This is a genomic window from Caulobacter sp. SRI_014 (genome assembly GCF_057586315.1).
The window spans coordinates 500,474-518,454 of record NZ_JBYCZQ010000002.1; the positions used below are offsets into that span (position 1 = coordinate 500,474).

At 67.9% G+C, this 17,981-nt stretch carries 19 protein-coding genes; 10 read left to right on the forward strand and 9 right to left on the reverse strand.

Annotated elements, in window-relative coordinates:
* Nucleotides 1-6: 6 nt before the first annotated feature.
* Complete coding sequence (locus tag AC2YG9_RS07920; RefSeq protein ID WP_487297410.1) at nucleotides 7-1,143, reverse strand: acetyl-CoA hydrolase/transferase family protein; 1,137 nt, start codon at nucleotides 1,141-1,143, stop codon at nucleotides 7-9.
* Between the two features lie 211 nt (nucleotides 1,144-1,354).
* Here AC2YG9_RS07920 and AC2YG9_RS07925 point away from each other — a divergent pair, with 211 nt between their 5' ends.
* Nucleotides 1,355-1,477, forward strand: coding sequence for a hypothetical protein (locus AC2YG9_RS07925; protein WP_487297411.1), 123 nt, complete (start codon nucleotides 1,355-1,357; stop codon nucleotides 1,475-1,477).
* Here AC2YG9_RS07925 and dut read toward each other — a convergent pair.
* Together dut and coaBC are read right to left on the reverse strand one after the other, a co-directional pair.
* Nucleotides 1,474-1,929 (reverse strand): dUTP diphosphatase, encoded by a 456-nt coding sequence (gene dut / locus AC2YG9_RS07930; protein WP_487297412.1) that lies wholly within the window; start codon nucleotides 1,927-1,929, stop codon nucleotides 1,474-1,476. The two genes, AC2YG9_RS07925 and dut, sit on opposite strands and share 4 nt — an antisense overlap.
* A complete protein-coding gene (gene coaBC / locus AC2YG9_RS07935; protein WP_487297413.1) occupies nucleotides 1,926-3,113 on the reverse strand; it encodes a bifunctional phosphopantothenoylcysteine decarboxylase/phosphopantothenate--cysteine ligase CoaBC in 1,188 nt (395 codons plus the stop codon). Before coaBC ends, dut begins: the two co-directional genes overlap by 4 nt.
* Before the next feature lie 122 nt (nucleotides 3,114-3,235).
* Between coaBC and AC2YG9_RS07940 the strand changes: the two genes are divergently transcribed.
* On the forward strand, nucleotides 3,236-3,796 hold the full coding sequence (locus tag AC2YG9_RS07940; RefSeq protein ID WP_487297414.1) for a hypothetical protein: 561 nt from the start codon (nucleotides 3,236-3,238) through the stop codon (nucleotides 3,794-3,796).
* Between the two features lie 195 nt (nucleotides 3,797-3,991).
* Here the strand turns inward: AC2YG9_RS07940 and ubiB are convergent, their stop codons facing one another.
* Together ubiB and AC2YG9_RS07950 are read right to left on the reverse strand one after the other, a co-directional pair.
* Nucleotides 3,992-5,494, reverse strand: coding sequence for a 2-polyprenylphenol 6-hydroxylase (gene ubiB / locus AC2YG9_RS07945; RefSeq protein WP_487297415.1), 1,503 nt, complete (start codon nucleotides 5,492-5,494; stop codon nucleotides 3,992-3,994).
* Between the two features lie 3 nt (nucleotides 5,495-5,497).
* Complete coding sequence (locus AC2YG9_RS07950) at nucleotides 5,498-6,256, reverse strand: class I SAM-dependent methyltransferase (RefSeq protein WP_487297416.1); 759 nt, start codon at nucleotides 6,254-6,256, stop codon at nucleotides 5,498-5,500.
* Between the two features lie 46 nt (nucleotides 6,257-6,302).
* Between AC2YG9_RS07950 and mutM the strand changes: the two genes are divergently transcribed.
* Nucleotides 6,303-7,154: a bifunctional DNA-formamidopyrimidine glycosylase/DNA-(apurinic or apyrimidinic site) lyase gene (gene mutM, locus AC2YG9_RS07955; RefSeq protein ID WP_487297417.1), complete on the forward strand. Its 852-nt coding sequence runs from the start codon at nucleotides 6,303-6,305 to the stop codon at nucleotides 7,152-7,154.
* A gap of 3 nt (nucleotides 7,155-7,157) precedes the next feature.
* Here the strand turns inward: mutM and AC2YG9_RS07960 are convergent, their stop codons facing one another.
* Complete coding sequence (locus AC2YG9_RS07960) at nucleotides 7,158-7,958, reverse strand: sulfotransferase domain-containing protein (protein ID WP_487297418.1); 801 nt, start codon at nucleotides 7,956-7,958, stop codon at nucleotides 7,158-7,160.
* Between the two features lie 46 nt (nucleotides 7,959-8,004).
* On the opposite strand from AC2YG9_RS07960, the gene AC2YG9_RS07965 reads away from it, so the two are divergent.
* Entirely contained in the window at nucleotides 8,005-8,784 is a 780-nt protein-coding gene (locus AC2YG9_RS07965) for an enoyl-CoA hydratase (RefSeq protein WP_487297419.1), read from the forward strand.
* On the opposite strand, the gene AC2YG9_RS07970 is transcribed toward AC2YG9_RS07965, so the two are convergent.
* Entirely contained in the window at nucleotides 8,785-9,246 is a 462-nt protein-coding gene (locus tag AC2YG9_RS07970; protein ID WP_487297420.1) for a hypothetical protein, read from the reverse strand.
* 151 nt (nucleotides 9,247-9,397) lie between these two features.
* On the opposite strand from AC2YG9_RS07970, the gene rpsT reads away from it, so the two are divergent.
* Together rpsT and dnaA are read left to right on the forward strand one after the other, a co-directional pair.
* Entirely contained in the window at nucleotides 9,398-9,667 is a 270-nt protein-coding gene (rpsT, locus tag AC2YG9_RS07975) for a 30S ribosomal protein S20 (RefSeq protein ID WP_271066895.1), read from the forward strand.
* Between the two features lie 431 nt (nucleotides 9,668-10,098).
* Nucleotides 10,099-11,544: a chromosomal replication initiator protein DnaA gene (gene dnaA, locus AC2YG9_RS07980; RefSeq protein ID WP_487297421.1), complete on the forward strand. Its 1,446-nt coding sequence runs from the start codon at nucleotides 10,099-10,101 to the stop codon at nucleotides 11,542-11,544.
* A gap of 69 nt (nucleotides 11,545-11,613) precedes the next feature.
* Here dnaA and AC2YG9_RS07985 read toward each other — a convergent pair whose 3' ends face one another.
* On the reverse strand, nucleotides 11,614-12,507 hold the full coding sequence (locus AC2YG9_RS07985; protein WP_487297422.1) for a dienelactone hydrolase family protein: 894 nt from the start codon (nucleotides 12,505-12,507) through the stop codon (nucleotides 11,614-11,616).
* 66 nt (nucleotides 12,508-12,573) lie between these two features.
* Nucleotides 12,574-13,182 (reverse strand): alpha-ketoglutarate-dependent dioxygenase AlkB, encoded by a 609-nt coding sequence (locus tag AC2YG9_RS07990; RefSeq protein WP_487297423.1) that lies wholly within the window; start codon nucleotides 13,180-13,182, stop codon nucleotides 12,574-12,576.
* Nucleotides 13,183-13,426: 244 nt separating this feature from the next.
* Between AC2YG9_RS07990 and dnaK the strand changes: the two genes are divergently transcribed.
* The 4 genes from dnaK to AC2YG9_RS08010 all read left to right on the forward strand — a co-directional run bounded on the left by dnaK (nucleotide 13,427) and on the right by AC2YG9_RS08010 (nucleotide 17,936).
* Nucleotides 13,427-15,334 carry a molecular chaperone DnaK gene (dnaK, locus tag AC2YG9_RS07995; protein WP_487297424.1) on the forward strand — a complete coding sequence of 636 codons (1,908 nt, stop codon included), beginning with the start codon at nucleotides 13,427-13,429 and terminating at the stop codon, nucleotides 15,332-15,334.
* Between the two features lie 187 nt (nucleotides 15,335-15,521).
* Nucleotides 15,522-16,673 carry a molecular chaperone DnaJ gene (dnaJ, locus tag AC2YG9_RS08000; RefSeq protein ID WP_487297425.1) on the forward strand — a complete coding sequence of 384 codons (1,152 nt, stop codon included), beginning with the start codon at nucleotides 15,522-15,524 and terminating at the stop codon, nucleotides 16,671-16,673.
* Between the two features lie 107 nt (nucleotides 16,674-16,780).
* The gene (locus AC2YG9_RS08005) at nucleotides 16,781-17,362 is read left to right on the forward strand and encodes a hypothetical protein (protein WP_487297426.1); all 582 of its coding nucleotides are present in this window, start codon (nucleotides 16,781-16,783) and stop codon (nucleotides 17,360-17,362) included.
* Between the two features lie 64 nt (nucleotides 17,363-17,426).
* Nucleotides 17,427-17,936 (forward strand): hypothetical protein, encoded by a 510-nt coding sequence (locus tag AC2YG9_RS08010; protein WP_487297427.1) that lies wholly within the window; start codon nucleotides 17,427-17,429, stop codon nucleotides 17,934-17,936.
* The last annotated feature ends 45 nt before the right edge of the window (nucleotides 17,937-17,981 follow it).

Sequence of the window (17,981 nt, forward strand, 5' to 3'; positions counted from 1 at the left end):
GCAAGCTCAGAGCGTCCGGCGCATCTCGTCCCAGGCATTGGACAACGCGCCCCGATGGGCCGGGCTGGCCACGCCGATCAGCGCCTGGGCCCGTTCGTCGAGGGTGCGTCCGCGCAGGTCGGCGACGCCGTGTTCGGTGATGACCAGGCCAATGTCGGCGCGGGGCACGCTGACCACGCCCGGAGACAGGCGGGGGACGATGCGGCTGATGCTGTCGCCCTTGGCCGAGGCCGGCAGGGCGAGGATGGGCAGGCCGCCGTCGCTCAGGCGGGCGCCTCTTAGAAAGTCGGTCAGGCCGCCGATGCCGCTGACCTGACGGCCGCCCTGGAACTCGGCGTTGGCCTGGCCGAAGAGGTCGATCTCCAGGGCCGAGTTGACCGCCACCAGCCGGGGAATGGCGGCGAGCACGGAAATGTTGTGGGTGTGGCCACTGTCGGCGAAGCGGATGCGCGCATCGCCCAGCCGCTCGCGCAGCCGGGCCGTGCCAGCGGCCAGGCCCGTGGTCACGCTGTCGACCACCTCCTCATCCAGGAGTTCGACCAGGGGGTCGGTGACCATGCCCGAATGGATCTTCAGGCCCTTGCGGCCGCGCAAGCCCTTGAGGGCCGCCACCCCGGCCTTGCCGACCCCGAACTGCAGGCTGGCGCCGTCCGGGGCGATGCCCGCGATATGGCGGGAAATGACCTCGAAGGCCGGGTCGAGCTCGCCGGCGTCGTAGTCGAGCACGGCGCTGTCGTCGTCGCAGACCAGGTCAAAGGCTTCCAGCGGCCAGGAGGGGCCGTTGATGGCCGGCAGGTTCGGATTGACCAGGGCCAGCTTGAACACCTCCGGCCGGGCCATGACGGCGGGGGCCAGATCGCTGGCCACGCTCAGGGTCACCCGGCCCGCGTTGTCCGGGGGGCTGACCTGGAAGACGGCGGCGTCCAGCGGCGTCCGGCCCAGCCAGCCGTAGGTCTGGAACCAGGTCAGCGGCCGAAGCGCATAGCGGCCGGCCTCGAAGGCGTCGCGCCAGTCGGCGGATACGAAAATCCCATCCGAGGTCGCGCCGTCCCGCAGGGCCGACCAGTCGCCGCGGTTTATGCCGGGGATCGGGGCGCCGACGAAACACATCCGCTCCGGCCAGCCGTCCGTAGCTTTAACCATCTCCCGAAAACCGAGCGGTTCGCCCGGTCCGAAGGGGATGAAAAGTCGGCCGGTTTCGCCCTGACTCAAGCGCTGCGCGAGCTCACGAACGGCTAGATCAATCGGGAGGCGAATCATGTCATCGTCCGTTCAGGTGGCGGAGGCAACTTATCCCCCGCCAGCGAGTTCTGCGTACGAACCCCGGCCTCATTTGGACAAGAGCCGCTACGTCATGCAAACGACCGCACAACAGCCTTCGGGCGTTCTGAAGCCCCTGCTGTGGATCGCCGGCGCCTTCTTCGCGACCGGGTTTCTGGGCTATCTGGCGATCGGCCTGAACAGCCTTCCGGGCTAACCCGCGCCCGTCGAGCCGAAGCCGCCCGCGCCCCGCGCGGTCTCATCCAGCGTGTCCGTCACCGACCATACCGCCTGCACGACAGGCGCGATGACCATCTGTGCGATGCGGTCGCCGCGCCGGATGACGAAGTCCTCCTCACCCAGATTGATCAGGATGACCTTCACCTCGCCCCGGTAGTCGGCGTCGATGGTGCCGGGCGTATTGAGGCAGGTGACGCCCGCCTTGGCTGCCAGGCCCGAGCGCGGTCGTACCTGGGCTTCAAATCCGGCCGGGAGGGCGAAGGTCAGACCGGTCGGCACCATGGCCCGGGCCATCGGGGCCAGGGTCAGGGGCGCGTCCTCGGCGACGGCGGCGCGCAGGTCCATACCGGCGGCCAGGGCGGTCTCATAGGCGGGCAGCGGCAGGCCCTGGGCATGGGCCAGTTGAACGACGGGTATGGTGGGGGTCACAGAAGATCCTTGGCTACCTTTTGGGCGATCTTCATCGCCACCTCATCCTTGCCGGCCCGGTCCCAGCGCTCGACGCCGGCCTTGCTGACGATCATCACGGTGTTGTCGGCCCCGCCCATGACGCCCGGCTGGGTGACGTCGTTGGCGACGATCCAGTCACAGCCCTTGCGGGTCAGCTTGGCCAGGGCGTGTTTCTCGACATCGTTGGTCTCGGCCGCAAAGCCGACGACGATCTTCGGCCGCGCGGGCGTATGGGCGGCCAGGGTGGCGAGGATGTCGGGGTTCTCGACCAGGGTGAGGACCGGCGGGCCCTCCTTGCCCTTTTTCAGCTTGATGCCAAAGACCTCGTCCGGCCGCCAGTCGGCGACGGCGGCGACGCAGATGGCGGCGTCGGCCGGCAGGGCCGACTGACAGGCGGCCAGCATGTCACGGGCGCTCTCGACATCGACGCGGGTGACGCCGGCCGGGGTCGGCTGGCTGACCGGTCCGGCCACCAGGGTCACACGGGCTCCCAGCCGGGCCAGGGCGCCGGCGATCTCGAACCCCTGCTTGCCGCTGGAGCGGTTGGTCAGGACCCGCACGGGATCGAGCGCCTCGGCCGTCGGCCCGGCGGTGACCAGCACATGTTTGCCCTTCAGGGGCCCGCCCCGCAGCAGGCCCTGAATGGCCTCGAAAATGGCCGCCGGCTCGGCCATGCGGCCCTCGCCGAACTCGCCGCAGGCCATGGCCCCCTCGTCGGGGCCGACGAAGGCCACGCCGTCGGCCTTGAGCGTCGCCAGATTCCGCCGGGTGGCGGCGTGCTCCCACATCCGCACGTTCATGGCCGGGGCCATCAGAACCGGCTTGTCGGTGGCCAGCAGGGTGGTGGCGGCCAGATCGCCGGCCAGGCCGTTCGCGGCCTTGGCCATCAGGTCGGCGGTGGCCGGAGCCACGACCACCAGGTCAGCCGAGCGGCTAAGCTCGATATGGCCCATCTCCGCCTCGTCGGTCAGGGAGAAGAGCTCGGAATAGACCTTGTCCTCGGCCAAGGCCGACAGCGACAGGGGGGTGACGAATTCGGCGCCCGCCCGGGTCAGGATCGGCCGCACGCCGATGCCGGCCTTGCGCAGCAGGCGCGTCAGCTCCAGCGTCTTGTAGGCGGCGATGCCCCCGCCGACGATCAGCAACACCCGCTTCTCGCTCAAGTCATACGCTCCTGCGTTCAGCCTGCTTCCTAGCGGCTTTGCGGCGTTCGCCAAACAGGACTCGACAATGTTCACGTTTTGATCTTCATTGAGAACAACGCTATCTCGATGGGAGACCCGACGTGCGCCGATTCCTGACCGCCACGGCCGCCCTGGCCGCTGTTTTCGCCCTCGCCGCCTGTGACGGCGGCCCCGCCAGCAAGCCCTCGCGCGACCAGGCCGACGCCGGTTCGGCGCCGGCCGCCAAGGGCGATGTCGCATCGGCCGACACGCCCGACCGGGCGGAGACCCCGAAGATCGACCCCCGCACCCAGCCGCCGCCGATGCTCGACGGCAAGCCGATGTGGGCCGCCAACCGTCGCCTGACGGCCGAAGAGGCGGCGGAGAGGCAGTTCGCCCGCAACGGCAAGGACTTCGGCGCCAAGACCGTCGAGGACTACGCCCGCAAGGCCCAGGCCTTCATCGACAACCCGCCGAAGGGCGCCGAGGTGGTCACCCGCCAACGCGGCAAGATCCTGTACGACGCCAGGAGCAACACCTTCGCCGCCGCCACCAGGGACGGCGTGCCAAGGACGATGTTCAAACCGGAAGAAGGCGCGGCGTACTGGGAGGAAGCCAAGTCGCGGCCTGAGGGCGGCAACCGCCGTCGCCAGCGCAACAACGGCGGCGACAGCGAAGGCTAGTCGGCGATCCCATCCTTCCCCGTTTACGGGGAAGGGGGACCGCGGCCGTAGGCCGTGGTGGAAGGGGCGAGGGCCGTGCGCCGGCCCTGTTCAATGCATCACTCGTCGTCCTGAAGCTGGAGCGGGCGGCATTCGCCCCCTCCACCGCTTCGCGGTCCCCCTCCCCCGTAAACGGGGGAGGATGAAGCGGCGCCGTCAGGTGAACATCACTGCCAGCAGCAGGGCCACGCCTGACACCGCTGCGCCAATGGCGAACCAGAGGAACCGCTGGGGGCTCTCCTCAACCGTCACTACGGTCTGCGGGGCGCCCTCTTCCGCCAGCTTGACGATCGCCCGCGCCGCGCGATGAACCTCGCCGGCCAGTTCGCGCACCCGGGCGGCCGGTGATAGCTCCCGGGCGATCCAGCGCCGCACGACCGGGTCGGCGGCGGCCCACAGGTCGTGCTCGGAGTCGATGCCCCGGGCCACGCCCTCGACGGTGACCATGGTCTTCTGCAGCAGCACCAGTTCGGGCCGCAAGTGCATGTCGAACAGGGCGGTGATCTCGAACAGCTGGGCCAGCAGACGGCCCATCGACACCTGAGACGCCGCCCGGCCGAACACCGGCTCGCCCACCGCCCGCAGGGCCTGGGCGAAGGCGCCGCGGTCCTGGTGGGCGGGCACATAGCCGGCCTCGAAATGGATGTCCGCCACCCGCGCATAGTCCCGCGTCAGGAAGCCGTAGAGGATCTCGGCCAGGAACCGTCGCTCCATCGGCCCGATGCGGCCAACGATGCCGAAATCGATGGCGGTCAGGCCGGCCGGGGGGCGGACGAACAGGTTTCCCTCATGCAGATCGGCGTGGAAGACGCCGTGGTCGAGGGCCTGTGACAGGAAGGCGCGGATCAGGTTGTCGGCCAGCTCCCGCCGGTTGAAGGCGGGATCGTCCAGGGCTTGTGGCGAGGACAGCGCCCGGCCGCCGGCCCATTCCTGGGTCAGCACCCGTTTGGCCACCCCGTCCCAGACGATGGCCGGGGCGGCCATGAAGGCGTCGCGGGCCATGACCTCGCGCAGTTCGTCGGCCCCGGCCGCCTCGAACCGCAGATCCAGTTCCAGCTCGAGGGCGCGAATGACGATCTCGACGAAGGCGCGCGGCTCCAGCCGGCGGGCCGGCGGGGCGAGGGCGTGGGCCCATTTGGCCGCCAGCCGCAGGGCGGCGCTGTCGCGGGCGGCGCGGATCTCGACGCCGGGCCGCAGCACCTTGACCGCCACCTTGCGGCCGTCGAGCAGCACGGCCTCATGGGCCTGGGCAAGGGAGGCGGCCGCCACGGGCTCGCCGAAACTGGAGAACAGACTGTCGATGGGACGGCCGAGCGCCCGCTCGACCTCCGCCCGCGCCTGGGCCGTCGGGAAGGGGCTGAGGGCGTCCCTCAGGTGGGCGAGGTCCTCGACGAACTGCGTCCCGAAGATGTCGGCCCGGGTGGCGAGGAACTGGCCAAGCTTGATGGCCACCGGCCCCTGCGCCTCAAGCACCCGCGCCAGCCGCTCGCCGGGCCGGCCCTTGCGCGAGGCGCCGCCGGCCGGCAGGCGCAGGAAGAAGGCGGCGACCTTGGCCGACGGCGGCAGGTGCGCGTCAATCTCACGCGGCAGCAGGGCGTCGGCCCGCATCAGGGCCCAGCCCGTCCCGATCAACCGGCCCAGGGCCGTCAGACTGGCCATAGTCTAGATCGCCCACCCGTGATGGAGCGCGGCGACCCCGCCGGTGAAATTGGTGTAGGTCACTCTGGAGAAGCCGGCGTCGCGGATCATGGCCGCGAACGTCTCCTGGTCCGGGAAGCGGCGGATGCTCTCGACCAGGTACTGATAGCTCTCGCGGTCATTGACCACCCACTCGCCGATGGTCGGGATGGCCTTGAAGCTCCACAGGTCATAGCCCTTGCGCAGGGCCTCGCTCACGGGGCGCGAAAACTCCAGGCAGATGAACCGGCCACCGGGTTTCAGCACCCGCCGCGCCTCGCGCAGGGCGGTCGGCACGTCGGTGACATTACGGATGCCGAAACTGATGCAGTAGGCGTCGGCATAGGCGTCCGGCAGGGGCAGGCGCATGGCGTCGGCGACGCCCCAGGTCATCTCCGGCTCGCCGCCCTTCTCGATGCCGGCGGCGATCATCTCGGCATTGTAGTCCAGCACATGGACCGTGCCGTCCGGGCCGCCGCGGCGCAGCTGGGCGGCGCGCATCATCTTCGAGAACCGCCGGGCCATGTCGCCGGTGCCGCCGGCCAGGTCGAGGATGATCTCGCCCGGTTGCGGGTTGAGGCGGGCGGCGACGGCGTCCTTCCACAGGCGGTGGACGCCGGCGCTCATCAGGTCGTTCATCAGGTCGTACTTGCCGGCGACCTTGTCGAAGACACCCCGTACCAGACCCGCCTTCTCAGCCGGGTCGACATCGCGGAAACCAAAGCTGGCGCGCTGTTCGCTCATGGCTTTGTCCATAGACCGGGGCGGGAAGGTTCGCTAGCCAATCCCCATGCCTGAACTTCCCGAAGTCGAAACGGTTCGGCGCGGCCTCGCCCCCACCCTGGAAGGCCGCCGCCTGGTCCGCGTGCAGCAGCTGCGCCCTGACCTGCGTTTTCCGTTTCCCGAGGGCTTCGTCCAGCGGCTGACCGGGGCGACCATCACCCGGCTGGACCGGCGGGCCAAATACCTGCTGGGCCATCTCGACCGCGGCGATGTCCTGGTCATGCACCTGGGGATGACCGGCCGCTTCGAAATCGACGGCCTGGTCCCCGGCGAGTTCGACCGCGCCGTCGATCCCGACCCCAAGCACGCCCACGTCATCTTCGAGACGGACGCGGGCGGCATGGTGACCTACTATGACCCCAGGCGGTTCGGCTTCATGGGCCTGGTCGCGGCGGGGGCACTCGAGACCCACCCCTGGTTCGCCGCCATGGGCCCGGAGCCTCTGGGCCCCGACTTCACAAACGAGACCCTGATCAAGGGCTTTGCCGGCCGCAAGCAGGGGCCCAAGACCCTGCTGCTCGACCAGCGGGTCGTGGCGGGGCTGGGCAACATCTACGTCTGCGAGGCCCTGCACCGCGCCGGCATCTCGCCCCTGAAGCCGGCGGGATCGATCGCGAAGAAGCGCATCCCGCGCCTGGTCGCCGACATCAAGGATGTGCTGGCCGAGGCCGTCGAGGTCGGCGGCTCGACCCTGCGCGACTTCGCCGCCGCCGATGGGGCGCTTGGCTATTTCCAGCACCGCTTCCGCGTCTATGACCGCGAGGGCGAGCCCTGCCCGACGCCAGGCTGCGGCGGTACCATCCAGCGGGTGGCGCAGGCGGGCCGGTCCACCTTCTACTGTCCGAAGTGCCAGAAGTAGGCGTCAGAGCCCGAAGTCGTAGCCCAGGTCGTGCTTCAGGTGCTCGCGCAGGATCGGCTTGAGCACCGCATCGGCCTCCGGCGTCCAGACCGTGTCGCCCACCCCGTCAGGCCGCACACCCTTGCCGGTGGCGTTGGGGTTGTGGAACTCGAGCATGTTTTCCTTGCGGCCCGCCACCACGCCCGCCTCGATGGCCTCGGGCGGCAGGACGGCGCCAAGGTGCCGCGCCAGCTTGTCGAGCTCGCCGGCCGTGTCACGCCGGAAGTCCTCGTATTTCAGGATCAGGGTTTCGGCCGGGTAGTTCTTCTGGACCGAACCCCAGCGGTTCATGAAGCGGATGTACCACCAGACATCGACGACATAGGCCCTGTCGCTGGGATCGCCGGCCACATAGGTCAGGAAGGGAACGTCGTACTTCTCCTTCCACTTCTCATAGTTGGAGATCAGCACGTCGCGCATGTCGCGGACCACGACGCCGTACTTGGGCAGGGGCGCGATGGCCCGGATCCACGGCCACTCCACCGCATATGTCGGGATCGAATGGCTGGAGGCGATGCGCGGCACGCCCGGCAGCTTCAGCCTGTGCTTGGGATTGCCGATCACCGCGTTGCTGTCGGCGTTATTGTAGAACTTCGGCGGCTCGACCCCGTAATGGTGGGCCATGGCCCAGCTCAGCATCCACTTGATCCAGTGGGTGCCCGAATGCTGGCCGGTGACCAGATAGCCGTCCCAGTCGCGGTGCTTGATCAGCGACCAGTTGGTCAGTTCACGGTTGAAGCTGTGAAGGGCGTGGACGGTGTTCATCGGCGACAGGTCTTGAGCGGTGCGTTCAACGCGTTAAGAACCGCGTATGACCTACCAGACCCTTCTCGTCGAGACGCCGCACGACGGCGTCCTGCTCGTCCGCCTCAACCGCCCCGAGGCGCTGAACGCCCTCAACAGCCAGCTGCTTGGCGAACTGGGCCAGGTTCTCGACGCCGCCGAGGGCGACGCGGGTGTCCGCTGCCTGGTGCTGACCGGCTCGGAAAAGGCCTTCGCGGCGGGGGCCGACATCAAGGAAATGTCGGACAAGACCTACGCCCAGATGTTCACCCTGGACTTCTTCACGGCGGCGGCGCGGCGTATCGAGACCTTCCGCAAGCCGATCATCGCGGCTGTCAGCGGTTACGCCCTGGGCGGCGGTTGCGAGCTGGCCATGATGTGCAGCTTCATCATCGCCGCGGAGACCGCCAAGTTCGGCCAGCCGGAGATCAACCTCGGCGTCGCCCCCGGCATCGGCGGCACCCAGCGGCTGACCCGCTTCGTCGGCAAGTCCAAGGCCATGGACATGATCCTGACCGCCCGGATGATGGACGCCGCCGAGGCCGAGCGCTCGGGCCTGGTCTCGCGCGTCGTGCCCGCCGACAAGCTGCTGGAAGAGGCGCTGGCCGCCGCCACCAAGATCGCCGGCCAGTCGCCGCTGGCTGTGGCCATGAACAAGGAACTGGTCGAGGCCGCCTACGAGACGACCCTGACCACCGGGGTGGCGCTGGAGCGCCGCCTGTTCCATAGCCTGTTCGCCTTCGAGGACCAGAAGGAAGGCATGGCCGCCTTCGTCGAGAAGCGGAAGCCGAACTTCACGGGCAAGTAGTCAGGCCGCCGTCCCGACCTTCCGCGCGGTCTCGAAGAACCGGTCCGCTTCCGGCGTGATAATCCATTTGGCGAACTTGCGGGTCTGATGCTCTTCGCGGAAGTCACCGCGGGTCGCCACCAGATGGACCTGGCCGCCGTCGATGTCACGGGCCCAGCGATCCTCCAGCCGCGCCAGGCTGAGGCGCTGGATGCGGTTGGCCTGTTTCGGCTCGCGGGTGACGATCAGGCCGCCGCTCAAGGCCTCCATCTTGCGGCCCAGCTCGACCTCGGAAATGTCGGTGTCGACCCGCAGGGAGGCGTAGCGCCGCTCCGGCCAGCCGATGGCGGCCCGCTCCAGGGCCTCGGCCAGATCCGGGTCGCAGACGATCTGCAGGGCCGGGGCCGGCATCAGGTCACAGGAGGCCAGCGGGGCGGAAACCGGGACGGCGAGAGCGGCGAGGAGCAGGGCGCGGCGATGCATACGCCAACCTTAGCGGCGGCTGGGCGACTGGGAACAGGGAATCCGCATTGACCCCAGAGGCCCCTTCCCGTATATCGCCGCGCTTCCGATTATCCGGTGGCTGGGCCCCTTGGCCCGCCCGCCTGTCCGACACCAGGTTTTAGAGAGCACCATGGCCAATAATCCCGGCGCCAAGAAAGCGATCCGCAAGATCGAACGCCGCACCGAAGTCAACAAGGCGCGCCGTTCGCGCGTCCGCACCTTCCTGCGCAAGTTCGAAGAGGCCGTGACCGCGGGCGACGTCGAAGCCGCCAAGGGCGCGTTCGTCGAGGCCCAGTCGGAACTGATGCGCGCCGTGACCAAGGGCGTCGTCCACAAGAACACCGGCTCGCGCAAGGTCTCGCGCCTGCACGCCCAGCTGAAGAAGCTGTCGGCCGCCTGATCAGGCGCTCAAGCGATTAGGCGCCCCGATCCCGGGATTCTGCCTAAGTCCTTGAAATTATAGAACTACACGAGCCGCCAGGGATCGATTCCCGGGCGGCTTTTGTGCGCCTGCGGATCACAACTCTGCGACGCATTAACTCAGTGCGCGGAAGTAGAATTAACGTTTTCCCTTGCCACGCGAGGGCCTCTCGCGAGTCAACAGAAATATCCGCGTCCGGCGCCAAATTTCACGTTTGACCCCCCCGATCCGGGGGCACTAAGGTCACTTTCTCAGCGCTTTTCACCCCGGTGTTTTCGGGCTCTCGGGCGGGACGACGGATAGAGTCTATCCGGCGCACGGGGAAGAATTGTGTCTGGGCAACCGGGGCCAACGTCGTGGGGGCGGGCGTCTCGGATCTCGGGACTGAACAAGAAAAAATACGGTGGGCTATGATGACTTCGGGTGGACAGCGCATGACCTCTTCGGCGCCGGCGGTATCGGTGTGGGGCAAAGCCTGTCTTGCGTTGCGGCGGGAGCTGGGCGAGGCCGATTTCGGCTCGTGGCTGGCCCAGGCCGCCCTGCGCGAGGGGCCTGACGGCGCCCCCGTGCTCGTCACCCCGACGGGCGTGGCCCGCGACTGGATCCGCCGCAACGCCTGGCGCCGTATTTCCGAGCTGTGGGCCCAGAACGACCCCGAGGGTCGCCGCCTGGATCTCAAGTCCAAGATGGAATTCGAGGTCGCCGGCGGGGCGGTCCCAGCCAGCCACCCGCATGTCATCGAGACGGCCGAGCCGGTCTCGAGCGACGTGCCGCAGGTTTCTCCGCCGACCGCCGGTCCGGCCGCCCGCCCGAGCCGCAACGCCGGCCTGCAGGAACGCTTCAACTTCGACACCTTCGTGCCGGGCCCGGCCAACGAGTTCGCCCATGCGGTCGCCAAGCGGGTGGCCAGCTGGGCCGACGGCCACTTCAACCCGGTGGTCTTCCACGGCCCGTACGGCTTCGGGAAGACCCACCTGCTCAACGCCATGGCCTGGGAGGCCATGCGTAACGCCCCCGACAAGAAGGTCATCTATCTGACCGCTGAGCGGTTCCTGTCGACCTTCGTCCGCGCGGTGATGGATCGCCAGACGGCGGCCTTCAAGGAAGAGCTGCGGGCCGCCGACCTGCTGCTGATCGACGATGTCCATTTCATCGGCGGCAAGCAGTCGTCGCAGGAAGAGCTGTTCCACACCCTGACCGCCCTTATGGAAGACGGCCGCCGGGTGGTGTTCTCGGCCGACCGGCCGCCCTCGGCCCTGACCGAGATCGACGCCCGCCTGCGAAGCCATCTGTCGGCCGGCCTGGTCTGCGGCCTGGAACCGGCCGACCGGAGCCTGCGTCTGGGCATTCTGGAGCGCAAGCTGGACACCCTGGGCCGTCAGGCCGGGTTCGCGGCGAGCGCCCGTCCGGAAGTCCTGCAATTCCTCGCCGACCGCTTCACCGACAGCGTGCGGGAGCTGGAAGGCGCCCTCAACACCCTCTTGGCCCGGGCCGGCGAGGACATCCGCACCGTCAGCCTCGACGAGGCCCAGAACATCCTGCGGCCGCACCTGCGCGGGGCGGAAAAGCGGGTCACCGTCGACGACATCCAGAAGGCCGTGGCCGAACACTACAGCCTGCGCCAGGCGGACCTGCTCAGCGAGCGCCGCAACCGCGCCATCGCCCGGCCACGCCAGGCGGCCATGTGGTTGGCCAAGCAGCTAACCACCCGCAGCCTGCCGGACATCGGCCGTCGCTTCGGCGGCCGTGACCACACCACGGTGATCCATGCGGTGCGCCGCATTGAAGAGCTGAAGCAGGACGATCCGGTGCTGACGCGGGATCTCGAGACCCTGACGCGCAAGCTGCGGGGTTAGAGGTTTGGGGACACGTACGGTTTTCCAGGAAAACCGAACATGTCCCCGGACAACCAGGGACGTCAGCGCCTACCGCCGCCCCGCTACCCCATACTGCGCGAAGTAAGCCAGCATTCGGGTCCAGCCGTCGCGCGCCGAGGCCTCGTCATAGGTCGCCCGGTAGTCGGCGTGGAAGCCGTGCTGGGCATTCGGATAGACGATGATGTCGGCGCCGACCTTCTTGGTCCGCACCAGAATGTCCCTGGCCGCGTCGACATCCTTCTGCGGAATGCCCTGGTCCTTGCCGGCGTAGAGCCCCAGCACCGGGCACTTCAGCACCCCGATCTTTTCCAGCGGCCATTCGCGTTCCGGCTCGCCGAGGAACTGGCCCGGGGCCGGCCGGCCCAGCCGCCCGTACCAGGCCACACCGCATTTGAAGTCCCGCGTCCGGGCACAGGCCAGCCAGACCACGGCCCCGCCCCAGCAGAAGCCGGTGATCGCCTTGCGCTCGGGATCGACGAACCGCTGGCTGTTCAGCCAGGCGACCGTGGCGTTCACATCGCCTTGCGTTTCCTGATCGGTGGTGTCGCCGACAATCTTGCGGATCTGACCGAAGTCGGTGAGCGGCGCCGGGTCGCCGTGTCGGACGAAGAAGTCCGGGGCGATGGCCACATAGCCCAGCTTGGCCAGCCGACGGCAGGTGTCGCGGATGTACTCGTGGACGCCGAACACCTCCGACACCACCAGCACCGCCGGGAAGCGGCCGCGCTTGTCGGGGCGTGCGACATAGGCCGGGATGGCCCGGTCGAAACTGGGGATCATCTCGACCCCGGTCTTCAGACCGTTCTCGTCGGTGGTGATCGGGGCGGCGTCGGCCGAGACGGCAGCGGCCGCGTAGCCGGCGAAGAACAGCCCGCCCAGCAGGCGTCGCGAAACGTTCAGATCGCCCGGTTCAGTGCCCTCGGGACGGGTGAGGATCTGCATTGGGGCCTCCCAGCCTTGTACTTATCCCCTACCGTAACGCGCCAGAATGTCGCGGGGCAAAGGGATTCAAGGGGCGGGCGCCGCGCGCCGCAGAGTCAGGTTCAATCGCCCGCCGCCAGGGATCAGGCTGGAGCTGCCCGGGATGATCCGGTCCACCCCGTGGAAGGCCAGCCGCGCCTCGCCGCCCAGGACGCAGACATCGCCGGACGCCAGCCGCACCGACGCGGTCCTGCCGCCGCGCGTCGTCCCGCCGATGCGGAAGACGGCGGTGTCGCCCAGCGATACGGACAGCACAGGAAAGCGGAAGTCCGCCTCGTCACGATCCTGATGCAGGCCCATTTTCGCCGTCCCGCGGTAGAGGTTGACCAGACAGGCGTCCGGCGGAATGTCGGGGTCGGCATGGCGGGCCCAGAGATCGAGCAGGACTTGCGGGATCGGCGGCCAGGGTTTGCCCGTCCCGGGATGGCTGGCCTGATAGCGATAACCGGCCGCGTCGGAGACCCAGCCCAGGGACCCCAGATTGCTCATCGCCACGCTCATCGCCTTGCCGCCGGGGGTCACATAGTGGGCAGCCGGGACCCCTTCGAGCAGGTCCAGAACCGCCTGCGACAGGGCCTTCTGCGCCGCGCTGTCCAGCGCCGCCGGAAGCAGTTGAAATCCTGCGGGAACCGTCATGGCTGGACTTCTATCGCGGGGCCGGGCAAAGCCCCACGGCAAATGGGGTTTTGCCCTTGCGGGAGACTGTGTGCTCCCCATATGGCGACTCGAAGCGTGAGTTTCCGCAAACGGAAACTTGCGATCCGATCTCAACCGGCCGCAAGGCTATTTTGTCTAGAGGGGACGGAACAGGAAGTCGTTCGGGCGCTGGAATTCCAGGCCCACGGGTTTCGTCCGCCAAAGAGGAGCGAAAGACCGCAAGATGAGCAAGATCATCGGCATTGACCTCGGCACCACCAACTCGTGCGTCGCCATCATGGACGGCAAGACCCCCAAGGTCATCGAGAACGCCGAAGGCTCGCGCACCACCCCCTCGGTGGTCGGCATCCAGGAAGACGGCGAGCGCATCGTCGGTCAGCCGGCCAAGCGCCAGGCGGTGACCAACCCGACCAACACCTTCTTCGCCATCAAGCGTCTGATCGGCCGCCAGTACAACGACCCGGTCGTGGCCAAAGACAAGGACATGGTCCCCTACGAGATCGTCGCCGGCCCCGGCGGCGCGGCCTATGTCCGTTCGCACGGCAAGGACTACTCGCCCCAGCAGATCAGCGCCTTCACCCTGCAGAAGATGAAGGAAGCGGCCGAGCAGCACCTGGGTGAGACCGTCACCAAGGCCGTCATCACGGTTCCCGCCTACTTCAACGACGCCCAGCGTCAGGCGACCAAGGACGCCGGCAAGATCGCCGGCCTGGAAGTCCTGCGCATCATCAACGAGCCGACCGCGGCCGCCCTGGCCTACGGCCTGGAAAAGAATGACGGCAAGAAGATCGCCGTCTACGACCTCGGCGGCGGCACCTTCGACGTTTCGATCCTGGAGATCGGCGACGGCGTCTTCGAGGTGAAGTCGACCAACGGCGACACCTTCCTGGGCGGTGAAGACTTCGACATGCGCGTCGTCGACTACCTGGCCGACGAGTTCAAGAAGGAAACCAGCACGGATCTCCGCAAGGACAAGCTGGCCCTGCAGCGCCTGAAGGAAGAGGCCGAAAAGGCCAAGAAGGAACTGTCCAGCGTCACCCAGTACGAGGTGAACCTGCCCTTCATCAGCATGAACGCGTCGGGCCCGCTGCACCTCAACATCAAGCTGACCCGCGCCAAGCTGGAAGCCCTGGTCGAGGACCTGGTGGCCAAGACCATCGCCCCCTGCGAACAGGCCCTGAAGGACGCCGGCTTGAAGAAGACCGACATCGACGAAGTGGTCCTGGTCGGCGGCATGACCCGCATGCCCAAGGTCATCGAGGCGGTGAAGGAATTCTTCGGCCGTGAGCCCCACAAGGGCGTCAACCCGGACGAGGTCGTCGCCCTCGGCGCCGCCGTCCAGGCCGGCGTTCTGCAAGGCGACGTCAAGGACGTGCTGCTGCTCGACGTCACCCCGCTGACGCTGGGCATCGAGACGCTGGGTGGCGTGTTCACCCCGCTGATCGAACGCAACACCACCATCCCGACCAAGAAGAGCCAGACCTTCTCGACCGCCGACGACAACCAGTCGGCCGTGACGATCCGGGTCTTCCAGGGCGAGCGCCCGATGGCCAACGACAACAAGATCCTCGGCCAGTTCGACCTGGCGGGCATCCCGCCGGCGCCGCGCGGCGTGCCGCAGATCGAGGTCACCTTCGACATCGACGCCAACGGCATCGTTCACGTCACCGCCAAGGACAAGGCGACCAACAAGGAACAGGCTATCCGCATCCAGGCGAACGGCGGCCTTTCGGACGCCGACATCGAAAAAATGGTCCAGGAAGCGGAGTCGAACAAGGCCGAGGACGAGAAGCGCAAGGCAGCCGTCGAAGCCAAGAACCAGGCTGACGCGGTGATCCACTCGACCGAGAAGGCCCTGGCCGAACACGGCGACAAGGTCGGCGCGGAAGACAAGACGGCCATCGAGACGGCCCTGGCCGACCTCAAGGCCGTGGTCGATGGCGACGACGCCGAAGACATCGCCGCCAAGACCCAGACGCTGATCCAGGCGTCGATGAAGCTCGGCGAGGCCATGTACAAGGCCCAGCAGGGCGAAACCGCTGAAGGCGCCAACACCGCCGAAGAAGCCCAGGACGAAAGCGTCGTCGACGCCGAGTTCGAGGAAGTCGACGACGACAAGAAGTCGGCGTGACAATGCGCCCCATCGCGCAGGCGGACCAAGTGCGGCACAACCCGATCCGGGGAGCGTCGCCGCCGCCTTCGCGAACGCACGCAGAAGTCCCGTCCCGCATCGCCGTCTCCCACAAGGAGAATGGGCTTGAAGCGGGACGGGATACTTCCCATCTCCAAACATTGACGCTCGGATAGCTTAAGCCGCCATGCGCGACTACTACGACATCCTTGGCGTGACCCGTGGCGTCGACGACGCGGCGCTGAAGTCAGCCTTCCGCAAGATGGCCATGGAGCACCATCCCGACCGCAATGGCGGTTGCGAGGACGCCTCCGCCCGCTTCAAGGAAATCAACGAGGCCTATTCGGTCCTTTCCGACGCCCAGAAGCGCGCCGCCTACGACCGTTTCGGCCACGCCGGCGTCAACGGCATGGGCGGCGGTGGCGGCCAGGGCTTCCACGACGTCAACGACATCTTCAGCGAAGTGTTCGGCGACGCCTTTGGCGAGATGTTCGGCGGCCGTGGCCGTCAGCGCTCCAACGGACCGGCCCGCGGCGCCGACCTGCGCTATGACCTCGAGATCAGCCTGGAAGACGCCTACGCCGGCGTTGAAAAGGAGATCAAGGTTCCCTCCTCGATCACCTGCGAGACCTGCGAGGGCTCGGGCGCCAAGCCGGGCACCAGCCCGACCGTCTGCGGCAGTTGCGGCGGCGCCGGCCGCGTGCGCGCCACGCAAGGCTTCTTCTCGATCGAGCGCGCCTGCCCCCGCTGCGGCGGCTCGGGCAAGATGATCATGGACCCGTGCAAGTCCTGCCATGGCGCGGGTCAGGTGCGGAAAGAACGCGTCCTCTCGGTCCGCATCCCGGCCGGCGTCGACGACGGCGCCCGCATCCGTCTCGCCGGCGAAGGCGACGCCGGCCAGCGCGGCGGTCCGCGCGGCGACCTCTACATCTTCCTGTCGGTAAGCCCGCACGAGCTGTTCGAGCGCGATGGCCTGGATTTGCTTTGCACCGTGCCGGTGCCGATGGCGACGGCCGTGCTCGGCGGCGACATCGAGGCTCCCTGCCTGACCGGCGGCGAAAAGTGCGACGGCCAGTGCAAGATGACGGTCAAGGTCCCCGAAGGGGTCCAGACCGGCAAGACAGTGCGCCTCAAGGGCCGGGGCATGCCGAGCCTTCGCTCGCGCGAACGCGGCGACCTGGTGGTCGAGCTGTACATCGAGACTCCGACCCAGCTTTCCGCGCGCCAGAAGGAATTGATGCGCGAGTTCGCCGACCTGACGGCGGAAGCCCAGCACCCCAAATCCGCCAACTTCGTGGGCAAGGCTAAGCGCTTCTGGTCGAACGTCACGGGTGGCTGAGCCATTCAGGACTGACCGGGGCGTCAAAAGGGTCTAGATACCCTTCCCTTGTTAGTGAATGGCGCGGCCGGACGGGCTCCTGCGCCCTCAAGTGTCCGGAGCCGTCCATGCTACGCGCCGTTTCATCCCTTCGTCCGCTGCTGTTGTCGCTGGCCATCCTGACCGGCGGCGGCGTCATGGCGACGGCCATCGCCGAACCGGCTTACGCCCAACGCGCCTGGCGCACCCACAAGGACGTCAAGTACGGCTACCGCGTCGAATTTCCCGGCGTGCCCAGCGTCAGCCAGGAAACCACCCCGGCCGGGGCAGAGATCGACATCGCCGCCCTCGAGGCCGGCACCACCGGCAAGTTCATGGTCGTCTCGACCAGCGGCGTCGAGGGCGACGCCAGACAGGCCATCGAGAACGGCTCGGCCGCCATCCTCGAGTCCAGCAAGGGCGAGGTGGTCGCAAAAGCCGACCTGACCATCGACGGCGCCCCGGCCCGGGATCTCACCCTGCAGCTCAAGGACAAGGGCATCGCCATGCGCATCCGCCTGGTCGTCCAGGGCGACAAGTTCTTCCAGGTCATGGCCGTCGGCTTCATCGACACCCCGCTGGAGGGGACCGACCGCTTCATCGACAGCTTCCGCCTGCTGCCCGTGGCGGCCCCGACCGCGCCGGGGACCATGGCCCCGGTGGCGGACTGATCCTCCCGCGCTTTCGCCGGCCGTGACCGCAGGCTAGGCTGGACGACCTGCAAGGGGGAATGTCATGCGTTTTCTGCTCAGTCTCATCGCCGCCGGTCTGCTGGCCATCGCCTCGCCGGCACTGGCCGCCGACTGGAAGACCTATCGTCTGGACAACGTCCGCCTGCAGGTCGAGCTGCCCGGCGAGCCGGAACGCAGCGAGGCTCCCAAGGAGAGCGGGCGGACATCCTACCGCTTCCAGGTCAACGGCGACCCGGAGGTCGTGCTGGTGATGGCCATGACCCTCGGCGACAACTTTCCAAGCGACGATCCGGCCGCCGTCTACGACATCATCATCAAGTCAGTGACCGGCGACGAGTACCGGCTGATCTCGCGGCGGCCGGTGACCGTACAGGGCCAGGAAGGCGTCGAGATCCTGGTCGAGAGCGAAGGCGAACTCATTCGCGACGTCATGGTCCTGAGCGGCGGCCTCTTCTACCAGTTCATCTTCACGGTCCCGGCCAATGACAAGAACCCGGCCTGGGCCACCCGCGTGGTCGACTCGGTCCGTTTCCTGGAGCCGGCCGCCGACTAGCGTCTGCTTCGTCCCACCGATAGGCTGATCCCGTCGGCGCCTTTT

Bases quoted from the DNA above. Each gene is read 5' to 3' on its own strand.
- AC2YG9_RS07920 (WP_487297410.1), bottom strand. From the start codon at position 1,143: ATGGTTAAAGCTACGGACGGCTGGCCGGAGCGGATGTGTTTCGTCGGC.
- dnaK (WP_487297424.1), top strand. From the start codon at position 13,427: ATGAGCAAGATCATCGGCATTGACCTCGGCACCACCAACTCGTGCGTC.
- AC2YG9_RS07965 (WP_487297419.1), top strand. From the start codon at position 8,005: ATGACCTACCAGACCCTTCTCGTCGAGACGCCGCACGACGGCGTCCTG.
- AC2YG9_RS07925 (WP_487297411.1), top strand. From the start codon at position 1,355: ATGCAAACGACCGCACAACAGCCTTCGGGCGTTCTGAAGCCCCTGCTG.
- AC2YG9_RS07970 (WP_487297420.1), bottom strand. From the start codon at position 9,246: ATGCATCGCCGCGCCCTGCTCCTCGCCGCTCTCGCCGTCCCGGTTTCC.
- AC2YG9_RS07990 (WP_487297423.1), bottom strand. From the start codon at position 13,182: ATGACGGTTCCCGCAGGATTTCAACTGCTTCCGGCGGCGCTGGACAGC.
- mutM (WP_487297417.1), top strand. From the start codon at position 6,303: ATGCCTGAACTTCCCGAAGTCGAAACGGTTCGGCGCGGCCTCGCCCCC.
- rpsT (WP_271066895.1), top strand. From the start codon at position 9,398: ATGGCCAATAATCCCGGCGCCAAGAAAGCGATCCGCAAGATCGAACGC.
- AC2YG9_RS08010 (WP_487297427.1), top strand. From the start codon at position 17,427: ATGCGTTTTCTGCTCAGTCTCATCGCCGCCGGTCTGCTGGCCATCGCC.
- ubiB (WP_487297415.1), bottom strand. From the start codon at position 5,494: ATGGCCAGTCTGACGGCCCTGGGCCGGTTGATCGGGACGGGCTGGGCC.
- AC2YG9_RS07960 (WP_487297418.1), bottom strand. From the start codon at position 7,958: ATGAACACCGTCCACGCCCTTCACAGCTTCAACCGTGAACTGACCAAC.
- AC2YG9_RS07950 (WP_487297416.1), bottom strand. From the start codon at position 6,256: ATGAGCGAACAGCGCGCCAGCTTTGGTTTCCGCGATGTCGACCCGGCT.
- dnaA (WP_487297421.1), top strand. From the start codon at position 10,099: ATGATGACTTCGGGTGGACAGCGCATGACCTCTTCGGCGCCGGCGGTA.
- AC2YG9_RS08005 (WP_487297426.1), top strand. From the start codon at position 16,781: ATGCTACGCGCCGTTTCATCCCTTCGTCCGCTGCTGTTGTCGCTGGCC.
- AC2YG9_RS07985 (WP_487297422.1), bottom strand. From the start codon at position 12,507: ATGCAGATCCTCACCCGTCCCGAGGGCACTGAACCGGGCGATCTGAAC.
- dnaJ (WP_487297425.1), top strand. From the start codon at position 15,522: ATGCGCGACTACTACGACATCCTTGGCGTGACCCGTGGCGTCGACGAC.